At 68.7% G+C, this 21320-nt stretch carries 14 protein-coding genes; 7 read left to right on the plus strand and 7 right to left on the minus strand.

Annotation, left to right across the window (positions count from 1 at the left end; translation table 11 throughout):
- Nucleotides 1-46: 46 nt before the first annotated feature.
- The 3 genes from ACGFZQ_RS05080 to ACGFZQ_RS05090 form a co-directional block, all read right to left on the minus strand.
- Complete coding sequence (locus ACGFZQ_RS05080; protein WP_393839200.1) at nt 47-2872, minus strand: SpoIIE family protein phosphatase; 2826 nt, start codon at nt 2870-2872, stop codon at nt 47-49.
- 150 nt (nt 2873-3022) lie between these two features.
- A complete protein-coding gene (locus tag ACGFZQ_RS05085) occupies nt 3023-5038 on the minus strand; it encodes a beta-galactosidase (protein WP_393839201.1) in 2016 nt (671 codons plus the stop codon).
- The gene (locus tag ACGFZQ_RS05090; RefSeq protein WP_393839202.1) at nt 5035-6402 is read right to left on the minus strand and encodes a glycoside hydrolase family 36 protein; all 1368 of its coding nucleotides are present in this window, start codon (nt 6400-6402) and stop codon (nt 5035-5037) included. The genes ACGFZQ_RS05085 and ACGFZQ_RS05090 overlap by 4 nt, the downstream gene beginning before the upstream one ends.
- A 399-nt stretch (nt 6403-6801) precedes the next feature.
- Between ACGFZQ_RS05090 and ACGFZQ_RS05095 the strand changes: the two genes are divergently transcribed.
- The 3 genes from ACGFZQ_RS05095 to ACGFZQ_RS05105 all read left to right on the plus strand — a co-directional run bounded on the left by ACGFZQ_RS05095 (nt 6802) and on the right by ACGFZQ_RS05105 (nt 12211).
- Nucleotides 6802-7869 carry a LacI family DNA-binding transcriptional regulator gene (locus ACGFZQ_RS05095; protein WP_393839203.1) on the plus strand — a complete coding sequence of 356 codons (1068 nt, stop codon included), beginning with the start codon at nt 6802-6804 and terminating at the stop codon, nt 7867-7869.
- Nucleotides 7870-8160: 291 nt separating this feature from the next.
- Nucleotides 8161-10212 carry an RICIN domain-containing protein gene (locus ACGFZQ_RS05100; RefSeq protein WP_393839249.1) on the plus strand — a complete coding sequence of 684 codons (2052 nt, stop codon included), beginning with the start codon at nt 8161-8163 and terminating at the stop codon, nt 10210-10212.
- A 259-nt stretch (nt 10213-10471) separates the two neighbouring features.
- The gene (locus ACGFZQ_RS05105; RefSeq protein ID WP_393839204.1) at nt 10472-12211 is read left to right on the plus strand and encodes an RNA polymerase sigma factor; all 1740 of its coding nucleotides are present in this window, start codon (nt 10472-10474) and stop codon (nt 12209-12211) included.
- 31 nt (nt 12212-12242) lie between these two features.
- Here ACGFZQ_RS05105 and ACGFZQ_RS05110 read toward each other — a convergent pair whose 3' ends face one another.
- Together ACGFZQ_RS05110 and ACGFZQ_RS05115 are read right to left on the minus strand one after the other, a co-directional pair.
- Nucleotides 12243-13547, minus strand: coding sequence for an alginate lyase family protein (locus ACGFZQ_RS05110; RefSeq protein ID WP_393839205.1), 1305 nt, complete (start codon nt 13545-13547; stop codon nt 12243-12245).
- A 138-nt stretch (nt 13548-13685) separates the two neighbouring features.
- Nucleotides 13686-14432 carry an SDR family oxidoreductase gene (locus ACGFZQ_RS05115; protein WP_393839206.1) on the minus strand — a complete coding sequence of 249 codons (747 nt, stop codon included), beginning with the start codon at nt 14430-14432 and terminating at the stop codon, nt 13686-13688.
- Between the two features lie 112 nt (nt 14433-14544).
- Between ACGFZQ_RS05115 and ACGFZQ_RS05120 the strand changes: the two genes are divergently transcribed.
- Complete coding sequence (locus ACGFZQ_RS05120; RefSeq protein WP_393839207.1) at nt 14545-15372, plus strand: helix-turn-helix transcriptional regulator; 828 nt, start codon at nt 14545-14547, stop codon at nt 15370-15372.
- 49 nt (nt 15373-15421) lie between these two features.
- Here ACGFZQ_RS05120 and ACGFZQ_RS05125 read toward each other — a convergent pair whose 3' ends face one another.
- Together ACGFZQ_RS05125 and ACGFZQ_RS05130 are read right to left on the minus strand one after the other, a co-directional pair.
- Nucleotides 15422-15628: a hypothetical protein gene (locus ACGFZQ_RS05125; RefSeq protein ID WP_393839208.1), complete on the minus strand. Its 207-nt coding sequence runs from the start codon at nt 15626-15628 to the stop codon at nt 15422-15424.
- A gap of 190 nt (nt 15629-15818) precedes the next feature.
- Nucleotides 15819-17132, minus strand: a complete 1314-nt coding sequence (locus tag ACGFZQ_RS05130; RefSeq protein ID WP_393839209.1) for a tyrosine-type recombinase/integrase — start codon at nt 17130-17132, stop codon at nt 15819-15821.
- Between the two features lie 226 nt (nt 17133-17358).
- Between ACGFZQ_RS05130 and ACGFZQ_RS05135 the strand changes: the two genes are divergently transcribed.
- The 3 genes from ACGFZQ_RS05135 to ACGFZQ_RS05145 all read left to right on the plus strand — a co-directional run bounded on the left by ACGFZQ_RS05135 (nt 17359) and on the right by ACGFZQ_RS05145 (nt 21318).
- Nucleotides 17359-17586 carry a helix-turn-helix domain-containing protein gene (locus tag ACGFZQ_RS05135; RefSeq protein WP_393839250.1) on the plus strand — a complete coding sequence of 76 codons (228 nt, stop codon included), beginning with the start codon at nt 17359-17361 and terminating at the stop codon, nt 17584-17586.
- 408 nt (nt 17587-17994) lie between these two features.
- Nucleotides 17995-19869 (plus strand): ATP-dependent endonuclease, encoded by a 1875-nt coding sequence (locus tag ACGFZQ_RS05140; protein WP_393839210.1) that lies wholly within the window; start codon nt 17995-17997, stop codon nt 19867-19869.
- Between the two features lie 3 nt (nt 19870-19872).
- Nucleotides 19873-21318, plus strand: coding sequence for a UvrD-helicase domain-containing protein (locus ACGFZQ_RS05145; RefSeq protein ID WP_393839211.1), 1446 nt, complete (start codon nt 19873-19875; stop codon nt 21316-21318).
- Nucleotides 21319-21320: the final 2 nt, after the last annotated feature.

Here is a 21320-nt window from a genome sequence, read left to right on the forward strand (position 1 = left end):
ACTGTGCCTGCTGCCACCGAATCCGGTCGGGGTGGTGGCGGTGGGCTCATCGGTCGGTCGGCAGTGCCTGCTCGGTCCAGATGCACTTGCCAGAAGGGGTGTAGCGGGCTCCCCAGCGGTCGGCCATCGCCGCGACCAGCTGCAGTCCACGGCCGCCCTCGTCGGTGTCCGCCGCGCGCCGGATGCGCGGCATGCTGAGGCTGCCGTCGGAGACCTCGCAGATCAGTGTCCGGCTGCGCAGGAGACGTATGGTTATCGGCCCGCTGGCGTGCCGTACGACGTTGCCGACCAGCTCGCTGACGAGTAGTTCGGTGGTCATGGACAGCTCATCCAGAGCCCATGCCGCGAGTTGCTTCCGGACGCTGTGGCGAGCCTGGCCCGCGGCCATGGGCTCGTCGGGCAGTTGCCAGCAGGCGATGTCCTGCGGGGCCAGAGCGTGGGTGCGCGCCACCAGAAGAGCGGCGTCGTCGCTGATCCGGTACGGGTCGGGCAGCATCTCGGCGATCAGGTCGTCGCACAGGCCGTCGAGTCCGGGAGCGCCGTCGTACCCGGTTCCGAGCCGCCGACGGAGTCGGGCCATGCCCTCGTCGATGTCGCGGCCGGCCGATTCGACCAGGCCGTCGGTGTAGAGCACGAGCAGGCTGTCCTCGGGGAGCGTCATCTCAGCCATGTCCAAGGGCGGCGCCGCGACGCCGAGCGGGGGATTGCACGGGAGATCGAGGAAGTAGGCGGCGCCGTCGGGCGGGACCACCGCGGGCGGTGGGTGACCGGCCGTGATGACCGAGCAGCGGCGGTCGGCGGGGTCGTACACGGCATAGAGGCACGTGGCGTAGAAGTCCTCGCCCAAGCCGACGACCGTCTCGTCAAGGTGGGAGAAGAGCTCGTCCGGGGGCATTTCGAGGTCCGCGAGCGTACGGACGGCGGTCCGCAGCCGCCCCATGGTCGCGGCCTCGGACAGACCGTGGCCCATGACGTCCCCGATGACCAGGGCGACCCGGTCCGCGGACAGCGGGATGACGTCGTACCAGTCACCGCCGACTTCCATGTCCGTCCCGGCGGGCAGGTAGCGGGCGGCCGCGGTCACGGCCGGTACCGAGGGCAGGACGCGGGGGAGCAGTCCGCGCTGCAGCTCCTGGGCTCGGGTGTGTTCGGCGTCGTACAACCTGGCCCGCTCCATGGCCTGGGCGACCAGGCCGCTCAGCGCCGTGATCAGCGTCTGTTCCTCGCGACGGAAGACCTGCGGCCGATCGTAGGTGATGACACAGACCCCGATCCTCCGCCCGGAGACGATCAGCGGCAGGTGTGCCCACGCCTGCTTGCCGCTCAGGGCCACGATGTCAGTCATCCCGGGGTAGCGGCGGATCAACTCCTCCGGCGAGGAAATGAAGTTGGGTACGCCGTCGAGGAGAGCCTGGGCTACCTCCGGGAGGTTCTCGACCGGGACTGCCTCCACCCGCTCTATGACTTCCTGCCGTACGCCCACGGCAGCGACCAAGAACACGCGCCCCGCCTCAAGGACCCAGACGCCGACTCCTGTCGCGCCGACCAGCGGCAGCATGTACTCGTTCACCGTGTTCACCACGTCGTGCCCGGTCACCGCCGCCGCGAGGGCACGTGTCAGCGCCACAATCGGGGTGGTTGCCCAGCCGACGGCAGCGTCCACCGGAACCTGCTCGGCCGCGTGCCGCCGGATGCCGGTGATGTCGCTGAGGTAGACCGTCAGGCCGTCGGCCACCGGAACCAGTCGTATGCGCAGCCACCGCTGGTGGGTGGACCACGGTATGTCCAGGCCGAGCGGTTCGCCGTCCGCGACGGCCCGCCTGGCGGCCTCCTCCACGCCGAGAGTGCGGAGGTCCGGGACGGCCTCCCACAGGCAGCGGCCGGGCAACTGCTCGGGAAGGCCGAGGAGGTGCTCGGCGCCGCCGCTGCTGGAAGCGACGCGCCAGGAGCCGTCGAGGGCCAGGACTCCGTCGCTGGCCTGCCGCAGAGCGTGGTCGATGAAGTCCCGGGTGAGTCTGCTGTCGGTGGCGTCCCTGACCGTGCCGCTCAGCCGGGCCCCTCCGCCGTTCCTGTCGCCCCGGTCACGGCTGCGCCAGGTCACCCAGCGGAAGTCGCCGTCGTGTCGGCGAATCCGGAACTCGACGCTGTACGCGCTCGGGCCGCCGCGCGCCTGGGCGGCCCAGGCCAGCACCCGCTGCAGGTCCTCGGGGTGAACCAGCCGTTGCCATGTGCCGGTTCGCCCGTCGAGGGTGTCCGTGTCGCATCCGAGGATCCTGACTGCGGATGCGTCCAGAGTCACCGTGTCGCTGGTGAAGTCCCAGTCCCAGATGCCGAATTCGGGCCCCCGGCGGATCTGCGAGGATCCACCGTCGCGGCGCCTCCCGGACTCCGCCGCACTCTTGGCCGTCCGGACCGCGCACAGCCGATCCCCGATGCACCGGGCCACGGCGTGGAGCACCCGCCGCTCCTCCGCGTCCGGCTCCTGAGACGCGGAGGTGAGGACGGACAGCACACCCGTCCGGCCGCCCCGGGTCAGCACCGGGACGGAGGCCAGTCCGGTGCCGACGGGCAGGCGGTCCGAGCCGACGCGGGGATCCCGGTCGCCGTGCGCCGGCATCCATGCGAAGGAGCGGGTGAGGACAGCGCGGGCGGGTGCCACCGCTTCGCCGCGCCCTACGTCCTCCCACGCCCTGACGAAGGAATCGGAAAGCCCGGTGTGCGCGGCCAGCAGCATGGGGCCGCTGTCCATGGGGTCCCGATGGATCATGCCGCCCAGCCCGTGCAGTACCGCCACGGCCGAAGCGATTCCGAGGCGTAGCAGCTCGTCTTCGTCCGGTCCTGCTGTGATGGCGTGCTCTGCGGCCGGGCTCATGTCCTCACCTACTCAATTCGAGCATAGAGGGCTTACCACCCATATGTGCCAGGAATCCGTGGTAGTGAGCGCGCCCACGGCGTGCCGGGCATGGAGCCGACCGAGGCATCGCGTTGCTGCGCTCGGTGCAGAGGTCGGCCCCCTGTCCTCTCAGTGTGGCTCGCGGACCACCGCGACGCCTCCGGCAGGCACGGTGACCGACCCACAGACCGGCTTGCCGGTGAGGAGTTCCACGCCGTCCGCGGGGACCTCGGCGCCCGCTCCGCCGTGATCGATCAGGAACAGGTAGTCGGCATCCGTGCCGCTTCGCCGGACGACCTCAAGGCCGCCGGGCGCATCGGTGAGTACCGGCTGAACGTCGGCGTCCTCGCGGATGCGGTCCATCAGGGCGGCGAGGGTCGCGGGGTCGGGGCGGGTGGCCAGGTACCAGGCGGTTCCGCTCTCGGAGGTGTGGCGGGTGACCGCCGGCGATCCGGCGAGTGGTCCGTCGGCGAAGGACGCGACGAGGTCAGCGCCCGCGAGCTGGATCCGCTCGGACCACAAGGTGGCGGTGGCGCCTGCAGGGGCCTGCCCGGTGAGCTGGAGCGTCTGGCCGGGCAGCAGCGGGAAGAGCTCGTCGGTGCGCACGCCGAGGAGGTCCCGGAAGGCACCGGGGTAGCTGCCCGGCCGGACGTGGCAGTTCTCGTCGACCGCGCCACTGTGGAAGCCGACGGCCAGGGTGCCGCCGCGCTCGGCGAAGCCTGCCAGGTTGGCCGCGCCCGCGTCGTCGACCAGGTAGAGGCTGGGTGCCAGGACCAGGCGGTAGCGGTCGAGGTCGGCGTCCGGCCGGACGAAGTCCACTGCTACCCCGGCCCGCCACAGCGGGGTGTACCAGTCCCGGACCAGGTCCTGGAAGCGCAGTGCGCCGCTGGGCTGGGAGGGGAGCTCCAGGGCCCAGCGAGAGTCCCAGTCCCAGACGATCGCGACCTGGGCGTCGACGCTGCTGCCGCGCACCTCGGCGAGGGCGTCGAGGTCCGAGCCGAGCTGCACGACGTCCTGCCAGATCCGACTCTCGGTTCCGGCGTGCGGCAGCATCGCGGAGTGCCACTGCTCGGCACCGGCCTTGGCGGCTCGCCACTGGAAGAAGAAGATCCCGTCGGCCCCACGAGCCACGTTGGCAAGGGCGTTGCGACGCATCTCGCCCGGATGCTTGGCACGGTTGACGGGCTGCCAGTTGACGGCTCCGGTCGAGTGCTCCATCAGCATCCAGGGGCCCCCGGCGAGGGAGCGCATCAGGTCGGCGCTGAGCGCGATGTCGATGTCGGATTCCGGGTCGTCGGACATCAGGTAGTGGTCGTTGGAGACGATGTCCAACTCGGGTGCCCAGCGCCAGTAGTCCAGGGCGTCGAAGGTGCGCAGCACCATGAGGTTGGTGGTGGCGGGGATGTGGGGTGCCGCCCGCCGCAGGATGTCGCGTTCGGCGGTGCACAGCGAGAGCAGTTCGTCGGAGCAGAAGCGGCGCCAGTCCAGTTGGTGGGTGGGGTTGGGAGGGGCTCCGGTGGCGCGGGGCGGCAGGATCTCCTCCCAGTCGTAGTACCACTGGCTCCAGAAGGTGGTGCCCCAGGCGTGGTTGAGCGCGTCCAGGTCGTCGGCGTAGCGGGCGCGCAGCCAGGTGCGGAAGGCCGCGGCGCTGGTGTCGCAGTAGCAGGCGGCGTTGTGGCAGCCGTACTCGTTGTGCACGTGCCACATGGCCACGGCCGGGTGCTCGGCGTACCGCTCGGCCAGGGCGCCCGCGATGCGCAGGGCGGCGGTCCGGTAGGCGGGACTGCTGGGGCAGAAGGTCTGGCGGCTGCCGTACGACAGGTTGCGGCCGTCCCGGTCGACGGGCAGGGCGTCCGGGTGGGCGCGGAAGAACCAGGCAGGTGGGGCCGCGGTGGGGGTGGCCAGGTCGGCGGCGATGCCGTTGGCGTGCAGCAGGTCGAGAATGCGGTCCATCCGGGCGAAGTCGTAGACGCCCTCGGAGGGTTCGAGCAGAGCCCAGGAGAAGACGCCGACGTTGACCATGGTCACCCCGGCCTCACGCATCAGGCGCATGTCCTCGGCCCAGACCTCCTCGGGCCACTGCTCGGGGTTGTAGTCGCCGCCGTAGGCGATGCCGGGAACGCGCAGCGGACGTGCGGATGTCATTGGTGGTCAGCTCCGATGGAGGAAGTGGCGGAAGTGGCGGAAAGGGAGGAGGCGCCGAGCAGGCGGCGGGTGGTGGTGAGGCCCCAGTCGTCGAGGGAGAGGAGCCGGTCGCTGGAGGCCATCAGCCCGCCGGTCGTCTCCAGGTACGCCGCCCAGCGCTCGCGGCTCTCCACGGGGTGACCGGCTATCAGACGGCCGGGGTCGTTGACCCAGAGGCGGCCGTGCTGCCATCGGCGTCCCGTTCCGGTGAACTCGGCGCTATCCAGGCCGGGTTGGCCGAAGCCCTCGGCCTCGGGGTAGTGGTGCGGGGCCGTGCCGGGGCTGACGCGCATGGCGTCGAAGAGGCCGATGGAGGGGAGCATCGGCGCGCCGCAGCCCACCAGGTACGCGTCCGGACCGATCGCCTCGCGGATCAGAGCGATGCCTTCGCGGTACGCCGTGAGAGCGTCGGCCCCCGAGTGCCGTACGCCGTCCAGCGCGCCGGCGTAGAGGAAGCCGACCTTGAAGTAGTCGTAGCCCTCGATGCGCAGCACCGCGAACACCTCGATCAGGTACGCCGCCGCGGCCAGGTGCGTGGCATCCAGGACGTACAGGTCGTTGCCCCGGTTGCGGCCCGCCCGGAGGGGGCTGCCGTCCGAGGTCCGGACGAGCCAGTCGGGGTGGACCGCGGCGAGTTCGCTGTTCGGGTCGACCAGGAAAGGTGCCGTCCAGATGCCCGCCCTGCGGCCCCCCGCGCGGATGGTGTCGGCGAGTCGGGCTCGGGAGGTGAAGCGATCGGAGAGGGTGAGCCAGTCGCCGAGCGCGCTCTGGTGGCCGTCGTCGATCTGGACGACGTCTACGGGAAGGGCGAGGGCGTCCATCGCGGTGAGGTTCTCGCGTATGTCGTCCTCGGTCACCGCGTTGAAGTGCTCGTACCTGGAGCACCACACGGTCGGCGCGGGCCGGGGTGCGGGCAGGCCGAGCCCGTCCGCCCAGGCGGCGAGGGCACCCTGGATGCCGTCCGGGCCCGGGCGGTGACTGTGCTCGGCGACGGGTCCGTCGGCGCTCACCTCGGCGCGGCCCTCGCGGACGGTGAGCCGGATGGACGGTACGGCGTGCAGCGGGTCGGCCGCCGCCCACAGCCGGACCGGTGAGCCGTCACCCGGGTCCAGCGCCAGCAGTCCCTCCCCTTGGAAGGTCCCGGCCGGGACGGTGCGCCCGGGCCGGTAGCAGACGGTCGCCCGGTTGTTGTTCGTCGGCCGGTACGGAGTGTCGGCGAGGGCGTAGGTGCCGCTGGGGCTCCAGGACTGCCAGCCCTCCTCGTGGACCCGAGCGGCGGCGGGGTCCACGAGGAGGGAGGTGAGAGGGGTGAAGGGAGGGGGCACGGTGGTGGTTTCTTTCTCCGGGCGTCAGCTCTTGTTGGCGCCCAGGGGCAGGCCGCTGACGAACTGTCGTTGGTGGACCGGCCGAACAGGGGGCGGTTCATGTCGGGTCCTGACCAGGCCTGTAGGCCGGAGAGGTGGCGGGGACGGGGCCGTCGAAACAACCATCGTCAAACACGATCGAACAAAGACGATCGGAACGCGAGGACCATAAATCCAACCAGTGGCCTCCTGTCAAGACCCTCCGCTCGATGCGTCATACAGGCAATGCGCACGGGAAGAGCGAAGCGAAGATGCGTTGCCCGAACTCTTGACGCGCGACCTCCCGAGCCGTAGACATTGACCGCGCGGTCATACAGCTGACCTAGCCGTATTCAGAGTATCCGGTCATCGGGAGACGTCATGGCACGAGTGGTGGGACTGGGCGCAAGCCCTGGTTTGCCGCGCAGTGAGGACGTTGCTCGCGTGGCCGGCGTCTCACGCAAGACGGTGTCGAGGGTCCTCAACGGTGAGCCGCACGTCTCCGCCGACGTGCGCCGACGCGTACTCGAAGCTACGGAAAGGCTCGGTTACCGGCTGAACAACGCGGCTCGGGTGTTGGCTTCTGGTCGAACCCGCTCCATCGGCGTGGTGACGCTCGGGACCGCCGGATACGGTGTCGCCTCGCTGCTCGTCGGTATCGAGCGAGCCGTTCGGGACGCCGGCTACGCCCTGCGTGTGGTCAGCACCCTGGAAGGCGACGAACGGGGCATCGCCGGCGCCGTTGGCTCACTGCTCGAACAGGGCGTGGACGGCATTGTCATCTCCGAGCCGGTGGACGAGGGAGAAGTCGCCCTCCGCGCCGACGTGCCGGTCCTCTTCCTCGGTGCGCCCCCGGTCTTCACCGCCTCCAGGACCGTGACCGCAGGGGTCGGCTCCGATCTCCTGGCCCGGGCCGCGACCGAGCATCTGCTGGATCTGGGACACACGACGGTCCATCACCTCGCCGGTCCTCAGCAGTGGTACGCCGCGAAGGACCGTCTCGCGGGATGGCGGGCGGCACTGGAGGAAAGGGGCAGGACCGCACCCCCTGTCATCGAGGGCGACTGGTCGGCCGCCTCCGGATACGCGGCGGGCCGCGAACTGGCTGCCGACCCCACCGTGACCGCGGTGTTCGCGGCGGGCGACGACATGGCCATCGGCCTGATCCACGCGCTGCTGGGAGCCGGCCGACGCGTGCCGGACGACGTCAGCGTCGTGGGCTTCGACGACAACCCCGTCTTCGCCTACGTGTCTCCGCCGCTGACCACCGTGCGCCAGCCCTTCGACGCCGCGGCGAAGGAAGGACTCAGGCTTCTCGTGCATGCCATCGAGAAGCCCGACGAAGACCTTCCGCCGGCGAGTACGCCACCGGTCGAGCTCGTCGTCCGCTCCTCGACGGCGGCGCCCGCGCCGCTTCGCCAGGAGTCGACGGCGCGCCACATCACCTGAGCACCTTCCGACTTCGACATCCTCCCCGGAGAAGCCCAAGAGGCGTACCTCCGGCAACGGCCGACCAAGACCGGTAGGCCGCAGGACCGGTCCCCGTACCCCGCGCGCCTGTACCTGTCGCCGACGGTCGTCTCACCCATGAGCATGCCTGCGTCCACCGGCATGTCGTCGTACGTCATCCGTGCCCCCTCCGGCTGCGTACCCAAGAGCCGCCCGCCGCTGCCGTTCCGGGACGTTCCGGAAGTGGCGGGCTCCAACACCCACCCGTGCACCGCATGTTGGGAGCCGCACATGTCCATCACACAGGAAGGCGCCAGACAGCGCGCCGTTCCGCGTCCCCACCCCGCCACCGTCCTCCTCATGCTGCTCTCGCTGATCGCAGCAGCCGTCACGCTCCTCGTCCCCGCCGCGGGCAAGGCGCACGCCGTCTCCCGCGCCTCGCAGACGCTGGCCGGCCCGCTGGCCAACGCTCCCTCCCCGGGCACGCTCTACCCGCGGGCGATGCGAATGAAGTACAGCGGCGCGTCCAACGGCACCATGCTCGCCACCTACGAGCAGTGGACCTCGGGGACCCCGGTCCTCCCGATCTACCGCAGCACCGATAACGGCAACACCTGGACCCAGATCTCCAGCGTCACCGACACCCAGAATGGCTGGGGCATGCGCTGGGAGCCGGACCTGTACGAGCTGCCCACCGCTATCGGGAACTTCCCCGCCGGGACCATCCTGGCCTCGGGCGCCTCGGTGCCCAGTGACCGGTCGGCGATCAAGATCGACATGTACGCGAGCACCGACCACGGGCTGACCTGGAACTTCGTCAGCAACATCGCCACCGGCGGCGAGGCCATCAGCGACAACGGCCACACCCCGGTGTGGGAGCCGTTCCTGATGGTCTCCGGCAACAAGCTCATCGCCTACTACTCCGACCAGCGCGACCCGGCCCACGGTCAGAAGATCGTGCACCAGGTCACCACGGACGGCGTCAACTGGGGCCCGGTCGTCGATGACGTGGCGGTGCCCACGTACAGCAGCCGCCCCGGCATGCCGACCGTCGCGAAGCTGCCCAACGGCAACTACGTCATGACGTACGAGTACGGCGGTGCCCCCGAGGGCAACTTCGCCGTCTACTACAAGATCTCCGCCGACCCGGAGGGCTTTGGCTCCGTCGCCGGTACGGCGCTGAACTCCGGCGGCGTGCCCACCAGCTCCCCGTTCATCACCTGGCTCCCCACCGGCGGCGCCAACGGCACCCTGGTGGTCAGCGCCAACAGCACGTCCGACCTGTTCCTCAACACCCAGAACGGTGCCGCGGGCGCCTGGACGCGCATCCCCTCCAACGTGGCCGCCGGTTACAGCCGGGGCATGCTCCCGCTCGCGGACGGGCACAGCCTGGAGGTCTTCAGCGGAGGACGGCTGAGGAGCACCGGGGTGAACTCGGTCACTTACAGCACCATCGACCTGGGCGGCGGCATCTCGGACGGAGCCACCTACACCGTCTCCAACGCCAACAGCAACCTGAAGCTCACCATCGCCGGCGGCTCCACCACCAACGGCACCTACGCCACCCAGCAGAACACCGACAACGCCACCGACCAGCAGTGGCGCTTCGACCAGCAGGCATCCGGCTACTTCAAGATCGTCAACGTCGCCAGCGGCAAGGTCCTGGGCGTGGAGAACCAGTCCGCCGCCAACGGCGCCAAGATCCTCCAGTGGAGTGACAACGGCAGCACCGACCACGACTGGGCCGTGGCACCCAACCCGGCGGGCGGCTTCACCATCACCAACCGCGTCAACGGCAAGGCCCTGGAAATCCCCGGCGGCTCCACCACCGTCGGCACCACGGCGGACCAGAGCACCGACACAGCCTCCGCCACCCAGCGGTGGAACCTCACCCAGATCGCCCCGCCGAGCCTGGCCACCGGCCAGTACGTCCTGGTCAACAAGAACAGCGGCAAGTACCTCGACATACCCGCCGCCTCCACCACCGCGGGCACGGCGGCCCAGCAGTGGCAGAACAGCGCCTGTGCATGCCAGTTGTGGAGCTTCCAGTCCCAGACCGGCGGTGCGTGGTCGGTCACCAACGTCAACAGCGGGCTGAAACTCGACATCAACAACGGCTCCACCACCGTCGGTGCGGCCATCGTCCAGAACGCCGCCACCAGCGGTGCCTCCCAGAAGTGGACCCTGACCGACGCGGGCGACGGCTACTACAAGGTCGCCAACACGAACAGCGGCCTGCTGGCCGGTGTCGCCGGGTCCTCCACCGCGAACGGCGGGGCCGTCGTCCAGTGGACCGACGTCAGTGTGAACGACCAGCTCTGGAAGATCGTCCGGGTCAACTGACCCTCTGAGAAGGGGATTTCCACCGGTCAAAAGCAAAGAAGGCAGGGCCTCCAGGGAGCTCGGGTTACCCCCCCAGGCATCTATCAGGAGGCCCTGCCGGCACATCACGATCGGCAGGTCGTCGCGGCCCCGGCGGTGCGGTCGCGTCGGTCCTGCGATCGCCCATCCGATTTCGGTTATGCGGTGCGTGCTCGCCCCCTCTTCTAGATGACGATGTACCTCCGGTGATGCTGCGAGAGAGCCGATGCGCACAGTAGACATGCCCGACACCGATACCGTCACTGCCGCCCGGGACGGAGACCAGCACGCGCTCGACCAGTTGGTCGCGGGCTCCCTGCCGTTCGTCTACAACGTCGTCGGACGGGCGCTGGGCGGACACCTCGATGTGGACGACGTGGTCCAGGACACCATGATCAGCATGGTCTCCGCCCTCGACAGCCTGCGCGAGGCGGAACTCTTCCGCTCCTGGCTGGTCGCGATCGCGATGCAGAAGGTCCGCGAACGATGGCGCGGACAGCAGAGCCGTCCCGCTCTCTCGTTCCTCGACGAGGTGCTCGAAGCGCAGGATCCGAGCGCCGACTTCGTCGAGGTGACGATCCTCCGGCTGGGCCTGTCGGGCCAGCGCCGCGAGGTCGCCGAGGCGACCCGCTGGCTCGATCCCGCGGAACGTGAACTGCTCTCGGTGTGGTGGCTGGAGGCATCCGGCCAGTTCACCAGAGCCGAACTCGCCGCCGCACTCGAACTGACTCCGCAGCACACCGCGGTGCGGGTGCAGCGGCTCAGGGAACGCCTTGAGTCGGCCCGAATCGTCGTCCGCGCGCTCGACGCCGTCTCCCGTTGCCCCGGCCTGGCCCAGCTCACCGAGGGCTGGGACGGCATACCGGCCGGGCTGTGGCGTAAGCGAATCGCCCGGCACATCCGCGCCTGCGCCACTTGCGGCGCGCTCGGGCAGGATCTGGTACCCGCCGAAAGACTGCTCGCGGGGCTCGCGCTGGTACCCGTATCGGCAGGCCTTGGGACGACCGCGCTGCTCTACCAGCTCGGCGCGGCTCACACCGCCGCAGCCACGGGCGCTGCCGCACCTCACGCCGTGGGCCTGGCCGGCACCCGGCTCGCGGACGTCGTCCACTACCTGATGGCGAAGCCCGCGGTGGCACTCACGGCCGGCGCGGTGGTGGTGAGCGGAGGAGCGCTCACCGGGTACGCCGTACTGCACTCACCGCCGCCCCGGCACCACGCCGCCGCCACCACGCCGACGCCGGTAAGCACGAGCCAGAACACCGCCGGGCCCACGGCGATCCCGAACATGTCGACAGTCCCGAGCAGCCCCGTCTACGGCCAGAACATCGACCACGCGGAGAGCGCCCCGAACCCCGACACCCCACCGGGAGAACTTCCAGTGCGTCCCCAGCCCGCCCCCGTCGCCATGTCGGGCACGTACGGCAACCGGCATCCCGGCGCGACCGGGGAGATGTACGTCCTCAACCACCGCGGTGACAACCTGACGATCAGCGGGCGCGGCTACTTCTTCGTACGCTGGCAGGTGACCGTCTTCCCGGGCGCCATCGCGATGCCGACCTGGACCGGACTGACCGGCAAGCTGTTCCACGTGGCCTCCGGCGGCGGTCGCCGGATGGACGACCTGCAACCGGGCACCACCGATGAACACACCTGGCTCGGGAACCGTCCCCTGGGCTACGCCACGCTGCCGGCCGGCGCGCAGCAGATGTGGCAGAACGAGTACTACTACGTCGACGGCACGGTCACGCTGAATCTCAACCAGAACGGCCTCAAGTACGCCCTGATCGTCGCCTCCTGCAGTCGGCAGCACATCAACGACGAGATCAGTCAGGCCCCTTCGGACGATCCGGCCCTCGGCTACGTCCGGTACGGCATCGTCAGGGACACCGGCGACGACGGCGCTCCGGTGCCGCAGTACCTCACTCGGAGCGCCCCGGCCGACCCGCTCGCGGTGCCCCAGCTCTCCAGGCTTCCCTGAAACGGCGCCGGGGCACCACCACGGTGACCGGCTAGCGGGTGAAGGTCAGGGTCCCGAAGCCGAGTTGGTCGAAGCCGCCGCTGTTGGGGCCGTAGTCCCCGCCGCCGCCCTCGGCACGGGTCTTCTGGGCGAAGGCCGCCACGTTGGGCGCGGACAGGCCTCTGCGCTTGACGTAGTGGTTGTAGACCAGCTCCCACTCCGGACGTTCGGCGCCCCGGCTCGCCGGGGAAACACCGGGCTGGGTCTGGCGGGCGCCGGACCGGCCGGTGCCCCAGGTGTAGGCGGTGTAGGGGACGTCCTGGCCGAGGTTGTACCTGGCGACGTACTCGGCGCCCTTGAGGAAGCGATTGTCGTCGTAGCCGTACAGGTCGTAACCCTGGTTCCAGGCCATCTCGCAGAAGCTTCCCATCAGCGCGATGCCGAGCGTGGCATGGCCCTGGTCGCGGCCCGACTCCTGCCACTGGCCGAGGCCGCCTGGATAGACGAAGGGGACGGCGTGCTTGATGGAGCCGTTGCCGGCGCCCTCCTTGAAGTAGTCGACGGCCTGCTCGACCTTGGCGCGGTCGTCGCAGAAGATGCCGATGGCCAGGACCGAGGCCATGTTGCACAGGTCCCAGTTCGCCCAGTAGTTGGTGATGTAGGCGTCGTTGTGCGTGGTCAGGAAGCGGTCGTTCATCGGGTAGAAGATGGTGAGCAGCATCTTCTGGAAGCGGGCCACGTCGAATCCGTCGTAGCCGCGCATGATCTCGGCGGCGTTGGCGAACTGGTAGCCGTAGATCCCCGCGGCCAGGAAGCGGTCCGCGTTGCCGTTGAGGTTGGCCAGGGTGCCGGACCAGGCGTTGAGGATGTTCCGGGCGGCGTCGCCGTGGGCTCTCTCGCCGGTGACCTTCCAGCGCAGCGCGTTCTGGTAGGCGGCGTGAATGTCGTTGTAGAGCGTCACATAGTTCTGCCCGGCACCACCCCGGATCACTGTGGGCATCGCGCGCGGGGACCAGGTGCTCTGCGAATGCCGGTTCGCCACCAGTCGGTCATAGCCGGCCTTCCAAGGCTGGGCGCCTGCCTTCACCTTCTCCGCCATGCGGGCGAAGTCGGCCTCCGTGTGCAACAGCCCCGGGTGAGCGAACCCCGAGGTGGGCCGCGCGGTCGCCGTACCGACCGCACCGCCGGTCGGCGTCGCCGTCGGTGTCGGTGTCGGACTGCAGTCTGCCAGCGCCGCGTTCGCGCTGCCGCCGGCGAACGTGGCCCCTCCGACGACACCTGCCGTACCCGCAACGGCTATTCCGGCAATCCCCAGCATGCCGCGGCGGCTGATGCGGTGCTTGTTCTGCTGACTCACCACGAGTCCTCTCTCCCTGTGTGCCGAATTCCGTCCGGCACACAGGAGATGTGGTGCGTCGGCGCGCCATAACAGGAACTGGGGCCGAGTTTCGGCATCACCCGTGTCCTGGATCGTTCTGGTGATGCCTTCCGGAGATCACCAGGGCAGTGCCGCGTCCGCGGCCGGGGCGCCGTCGCCCCAGAACCGCCCGCTCGGGCCGTCGGCCGGCAGTGTGGCCAGCGCGACGCTCACCAAGGCGCCCTGCTCCGGCGTGCGGGAGCCGGTGTGACGCGTGAGGTCGGTCGCGCAGTGGCTGGGATTGGCGGCGTTGACCTTGATCGGGGTGTCCCGCAGCTCCTTCGCGTACATCACGGTGACCATGTTCAGCGCGGTCTTCGACGCCGGGTAGGGAATCGTGGCCAACTGATGGAGCGGATGCTCCGGATCGCTCATGAAGGTCAGCGACCCGACTTCGCTGGAGACGTTGACGATACGAGCCGCCTCGGCGTTCCGCAGCAGCGGCAGGAACGCGTTGGTGACCGCCACCACCCCGAACACGTTCGCCTCGAAGACCTGGCGGAGGGCGGCCCGGGTGGCGGCACTCGGTCCGCCACGGGCGCCTTCGACATCACCGACGATGCCCGCGTTGTTGACCAGGACGTCGAGCCGCCCGTACTCGGCGTCCACCCGGTCGGCCGCTCGCTGGACGGACGCGTCGTCGGTGACGTCGATGTGGAGGAACCGGGCGTCGACGCCGCCCTCACGCAGGGCCAGCGCGGCCTTCTGCCCGAGTTCCTCGTTCCGCGCACCGACCAGGACGGTCATCCCGCGCTTGCCGAGCAGCCGGGCGGTCTCGTAGCCGATGCCCTTGTTGGCGCCTGTGATCAGCGCAATCAGTGTCATGCTCCGACCCTGCGGTGCCGGTGTCCGGCTCACCAGAGGCCTGGTGAAGCTGGTATCGGCGATACCACCCAGGTAGCGCTCACGGCGGTCGGGGCTGAGGCAACATGGAGGGATGATCCTGCGCGAGGAGCTGGCGGCGTTCCTGAGGGCTCGCCGGGCTCGTCTCCAACCTCGCGACGTCGGCCTGCCGGACGGTCTGCGCCGCCGCACGCCCGGTCTGCGCCGGCAGGAGGTCGCCCAACTCGCCGGAATGTCCGTCGAGTACTACATCCGGCTCGAACAGGGCCGTGGCCCGAACCCGTCCCGGCAGGTGCTCGCCGCACTGGCCAGGGCACTGCTGCTCACCCGCGACGAGCGGGACTACCTCTTCCGCGTCGCCGACGAAAGGCCGCCCCCGGTCGTCGGCCCGGTCCGCGAACTCACCCCCGCGGTGCGATGCCTCCTCGACAGCATGCCGGAGGTGCCGGCCTACGTCGTCGACGCGAAGTACGACCTCCTGGCCTGGAACACGCTCGCGGCGCACTTCATCAGCAGCATCGCGCGGGCACCGGAGGACGACCGCAACCTCGTCCGCTGGATGTTCCGCGAGGCCCTCGACGACCACCGCTGGGACGACGAGTCGGCGATCGCCTTCGCCCGCGCGACCGTGGCCGACCTGCGCGCCGCCTATGCCCTCCACCCCGGCGACCGCGGGATCGAAGGGCTCGTCACCGAACTCCTCGGCACCTCACCCCGATTCGCCGAGATGTGGGCGACCCACGACGTCGAGGTACGACGCCGGGTCATCAAGAAGATCGACTCCTCCACCTTCGGGCCGCTGGAGTACGAATGTCAGGTACTCCACATCCCCGAGACCGGTCAACGCCTCATCGTCTACTGCGCCGAGGCCGGCTCTGCGACCCGGGAGCTCTTCTGCCGTCTCGCTGCCACGGCTGTCTGAGCGGAGTGCCATGTGCCGCACTCGGCCGACAGCGCCAGCCAGCCCTCGGCTACCAGCCGATCTCCGTCTGCACCGACACGCCCGTATTGATCTCACTGCGCACTCCCGGCGTGCTGAGGATCGGAATGTCGAGCTGGTTCGCGATCGGGGTGTTGCAGACCGACCTGTTCGGTGCGGTTGTGGCTCTTCCACACCAGGTGAAGTCGTCCAGGAGCTTCTTCGTGTAGGCGGTGTCGGGCAGGGCTGTGAAGAGCACGGCGGTGTTGCGCGCACCGTCGCCGGGCGTGTGGATGTCGATGCGGTCGGCGAGCTGATTGGGAAGGAGTTCCTGGACGCACCCCTGTGAGGGCAGGGAGGGTCGGTCGACCTGCCGAGAAGGTCATCGAGGCCCGGTGCGTCTGAGCCGCTCCTGGACGCCGAGTTGAAGGCAGGAGGGGGCAGGCGCCTCAGGACGCGGACGACGCGCAAGTACCGAAGGCAGAGCCGTTCCGCAACGAGGTCGTCGGAGCATCGATGTGTGAGAACGCGGTACCGAACACGGTGACCGTGACCTCCTCCACAGCGAGGGGAGGGTGGGCGTAGGTGTCCCAGGTCTCGGAGAACTTGGCGTGCCGGGAGAGCGCCTGCACAGTCTTCGGGTCGTGCTTGCCGGAACCGCCGAGCGTGCTGGTATAGAAGTGCTTGAGGTCGTGGAAGCGGGTCCTGTCCGGAAGCCCGGCTTGCTTCACTGCCCTTCGCCACTTCTGATGGAAATCGGTGGGCAGCACAGGCTGGCCGAAACGGTTCGTGACGATCAGGCCCTCGTCCGGCGGCTCGACGTAGCCGCGGGCCCGGCGTCGGCGCTCGGCGGCTGGCGAGACGGGCTCCGGCTCGGAGAAGCGTGACGCGTGCTGTGTCAGCTGCTCGATCAGGAAGTGATCCACAGGCAAGGTGGCGTAGCTGGCCTTGGTCTTGAGGCGCACGGCCTTGCCGCGCTGCCGTTGCTCTTCGATGTGAAGTAGGGCGTGATTCCAGGCAACCTGACTTCGCTTCAGCCCGAAGGCCTCGCCCTGGCGCAGCCCGGCACAGGCTCCGAGCCAGATCAGGACCTCATAGCGAGGCGCCACCCTTCGCATCGCCGCCGCGACCGCCGCGACCTGCCCAGGAGACAGGGCGACCTTGACGCGTGGCGTCACGTCCGGGAGATCGATCCGCGCCACGATGTTGGGAGGGAGCGGAACGTCCTCGTCCAGCATGTAATGCATGAGGATGCGCCAGGTCTTGAAGATCTGGACGACGGTGCAGGCCGAGTCGAGGCCTTGCTTGTCGAGGAGGTAGTCGACGAAGGCCATGGAATCAGGGCGGCGCAGGCTGCTTGCGGTGCGGTGGCCGGCGAACGGCAGGATGTGGCTACGGAGATGACTTTCGTAGGTGTCGCAGGTATTGGCGTTCTTCTTCCGCTTGCGCCTCCTGTTCATCATCTCGGCTGCGAAGTATTCAACCTGCAGGCTGCCTGGACTGTTGTCTCGCGACGTCTGTCTTTCAGATTCCATGAGCACCTTGTCGAGGTGCTCGCGGGCTTCCTGCCAGGTGGCAAAAGCCGGCCGTTTCTCATTTCCTGAGCAGTCGGTGTACCGAGACTGCCAGCGATGGCCGCGGCCGTGGTCCGTAGACGGATACAGCGGCTCAAGTGGTCGGCCGCATTGGCACGGTGTGTCACCGCGTTCTGGTTTCGGATACCTCTTATGCCAGCGGTCGAACGGCTCGATCGGCTTGCTCATGTGCCCTGCCCACGAAACTGAGCTGAATACTGGACCCGCCGCCGACCCTTTCGCACTGGCTTGGCGGCGTGTGCGGCGGCCTTGCTGCTGGCCGCCAGGAGCGATGCTGTCCACTACAACCAGTAGTTATGCACAGCTGTTCATGGTGCACGCAAAGGTGTGACGGTCGAGTCACGGTGTGCCAGCACGTGAACCGTCACCGGACCCGCGACTCTTGTCCCTGGGTATGCAAATCCGTCGCCTCAGAGAGGAGCGGGGATACAGCCTGGAAGAACTCGCAGAACGCAGCGGGCTGAGCTTCCGCGGCCTCATTTATATCGAGCACGGGCAGCGCAGTCCCAGCGTTCTTACCCTCTTGGACATCGCTGCAGGACTCGATGTGGTACCGGGGGAACTCGTCAATCACATCGCCCAGGAGGAATCCGGCAAATCTGCCCCTGACGGTTCGAGGTGACAATCCGAGAATCGTGATTTCGTCAGGCGGGGTGCTGGGGTCGCAGCCTGTCCTCGCTGTCTCGCGGTTCGTCCGGAGGCTCGCGCGTGTGGTGTACAGGAACCCGTCGAGGCGCCCAGGCGCTGCTGTACTGCCGTGCGTGGGCGGCCTGTTGTCGTGCCGACTGCGGGCGCTCCCCTTCCGGCCGCGGCAGGGTGACCTGACTGACGTGCCCTGACCCTGGAGGCTGCCGAGGCGATTTGGCGTGCCCATTTCCAGCAGTGGGGAGGTATTTCGTTCCTGAGGTGCAAGTGCCGGGAGTAATCGTATGATGCGTCAGAGCCGCGTGCGGGTGGGGCACTTGATGCGGTTGCAGCCGCCTGTGCCGTCGAAGGCATAGGCCTCAGGCTCTCGGGGGCGTCGTTGTACTTGGCATGTCTGTACGCGGAGAATTTCCGAATCTTCGGTTCGTTGCCGCAGAAGGACGGCGACCCGGACGCCAGTCTGAATCTGGAGTTCGGTCCCGCCACGAACGTCCTCGTCGGCGAGAACGACAGCGGCAAGACGGCCATCATCGATGCGATCCGCCTGTGCCTGCTGACGACGGCGGCTGACTTCTACCGGATCACGCGTGACGACTTCCACGTCGGACAGGACGGCCGAGCAGGGACCTTCAAGATCACCTGCGGTTTCAAGGACCTGACGACGGAAGAACAAGGGGTCTTCCTGGAACTGCTCACCACCGACGACGACGGCAACGTCGCCCTCTATGTCACCGTCAAAGCGGAGCTGATGGAGCCGCTGCCTCCCCACCGGGTCTCGGTCACCACGCGCACCGGACGCGACGGGCAGGGACCCGCTCTGGACGGTGCCGCACGCGAACTGCTGAAGGCCACCTACCTGCGCCCGTTGCGGGATGCCGAGGCCGAACTGCGCTCCGGCCGGGGATCGCGTCTCTCGCAGATCCTCGCCGGCTACCCGGCCATGCGCGTACAAGGCGACGACGACTTCGACGAGGAGAGCGACAGCGCCACCACCCTGGTCGGCATCCTGCGCCGCGCGGAACGCCACATCGGTGACAACGCGGCGGTGGCCGCGGCCCGCAACGACATCAACACCGGCTACCTGCAGAAGTTCTCCATCGGCTCCGACGTCCTGCGAGCCGAGATCGGCGTCGCCGGCGACGCCACCCTCGCCCGCGCCCTGGAACGGCTGGAACTCACCCTGTTCGCGGGCACGGGGGAGTGGACCAGACACGGACTGGGCTACAACAACGCCCTGTTCATGGCAGCCGAACTGCTCTTGCTCGGCAACAGCGCCTTCGCACCCCTGCTGCTGATCGAGGAACCCGAAGCCCACCTCCACCCGCAACTTCAGACGCGCATCATGGACCTCCTGCGGGATCGTGCCGAGGCCGCCAAGACGGCCGGGACGCCGCCGGTCCAGGTCATCCTCACCACCCACAGCCCCAACCTGGCCTCGGCCATCCCGGTCGAACACCTCACCCTCGTCGCCCGCGGATCCACCTTCCGTCTGGCACCGGGACTGACCTGCCTCGACGAGGGCGACTACGCCTTCCTCACCCGCTTCCTCGACGTGACCAAGGCCAACCTGTTCTTCGCCCGCAGCGTCGCCATCGTCGAAGGCGACGCCGAAGCCATCGTTTTGCCCGCCCTCGCACAGGCGGTCGGCCGATCCTTCAGCGAATGCGGCGTCAGCGTCGTCAATGTCGGCGGCGTCGGTCTCTTCCGCTACAGCCGGATCTTCCAGCGCGACGGCGAGCAGATCCCGGTCGCCGTGGCCTGCATCCGAGACCGGGACCTGGTTCCAGCCGGTACCTCTGCGGAGATGCGCAAGAAGCTGAAGTGCTCGGCGGAGATGACCAAGCAAGAGATCGACAAACACGTCGCAGGGTTGAAAGAGGAGGACAGCGGCCACGTACGCACATTCGTCTCAGACCACTGGACGTTGGAGTACGACCTGGCCGCCGGCTCCTGGACCATGGCGACCCTGATGCACCAGGCCGTTCGTGCCGCTGTCGCCTCCAAGACCACCTGGCCCACCGCGGACAGACTCGCCGACCTGGACCGACTGGCGCAGGAGGAGGTCAAGAAGTGGCGAGAGAGCAACGTTCCCCTGGAAAAGGCGGCCTTGGACATTTATGAGCCGCTGCGCATGGGCCGGGGAAGTAAGCCGATCGCCGCCCACCACGCGGCCCGGCTCCTGCAGACCACCTCCGTGACCGAGGACGATCTGCCGCCCTACCTCGTAGCCGCCTTCACGTACCTGTGCAGCGAGGTCTGAGCAATGACACCCCTCTACGCGCCCGACGTCTTCATCAAGGACAAGGTCGAAGCCCTCGCCCAGCAACTCGGCCTCGAACTGCCGCACCAGGAGCAGTGGGACTTCATCCAGAGCGCGGAATCCCTGGACCTCCAGGCAGCTCCCGGCTCGGGCAAGACCAGCCTGATCGGGCTCAAGCTCGCCCTCCTGAGCCAGGGATGGACCTCGCCCACGCGAGGCATCTGCGTCCTGTCCCACACCAACACGGCCAAGGACGAGATCACCCACCGCCTCCCCGCCACATCGGTGGGACGCCGCCTGCTGCAGTACCCGCACTTCATCGGCACGATCCAGGCCTTCACCAACACCTTCCTCGCCCTGCCGGCCCTACGATCCCGGGGCATTGAAGTCCAGACCGTAGACGACCAGGCCTACGCGGACGAAGCCCACCGGCTGCTCGAACGCCACCCCCGGTTCCGGAAACTCAACACCGCACTCGGGCACCGCACGAACGGCCCCGCACTCGTCGCCGAGGCCCGCTACCTCTGCGACGCCGGAGACCTGATCGCGGTGGGACCTGATGGCACCCCGCCCTTCAAAGCATCCAGCGACAGTGGCCAACAATTCGCCGCTCTCAAACAGGTGCTCACCGAGCGTGGCGTCTTCCGCTACCACGACATGTTCGCCCTCGCCGAGCACCACCTCTTTCATCACCCCCAGCTCGCGCCGGCTGTCGCCCACCGCTTTCCCTTCGTCCTCCTGGACGAAATGCAGGACACCAGCGATCTCCAGCAACGCCTGCTCGACAAGGTCTTCGGCCCGCCGGGCACGGTCGTCCAGCGTGTGGGTGACGTCAACCAGCGCATCTTCGCCGACGCACCGGATGCCGCACAGCCCTCGTCGTTTCCCCTGCCGCACGCCGCCCAACTCCCCGTCAGCCGCAGGTTCGGCAGCAAGATCGCAGCACTCGCCAGCGACCTCACGGTCCACCGCCGCCAACACATCGACGGCGCCGGCCACGACGGGACCGTCGCCCTCCTGCTCTTCGACGACGACACCGTCGCCGAGGTCGTACCGGCCTTCGAACGGATGGCAGCGGCCACCGTCCCCCGCCAACTGCTGCTGGACAACCCGCCCCGCGTCTTGGGCGCCCGCCTCACCCGGGGAAGCGCCAAGGCCTTTCCACAGTCCCTTTCCTGCTACGTACCCGGCTTCACCGCCACTCCGGTCCAGACAACCGGCAGTTTCATCACGACAGCACGTACCGCCCAGGCCCAGCGGCAATCCGGCGACAACAACGCAGCCGTCACGCTCCTGTGGAACGCAATCCGTGACGTAGCCCGACTCGCCAGTTCCGGCGGCCTGCCCCCGCTGAGGGATGGTGCCCCTTCTCGTGGTGTAGGCGATCAACTGGCGGGCGTGTTCGGACTATTGGGTAGTGCGGGGGCGCTTTCGTGGAGTTCGGGATAGAG

Source organism: Streptomyces sp. NPDC048254, assembly GCF_043201895.1.
Lineage (GTDB): Bacteria > Actinomycetota > Actinomycetes > Streptomycetales > Streptomycetaceae > Streptomyces.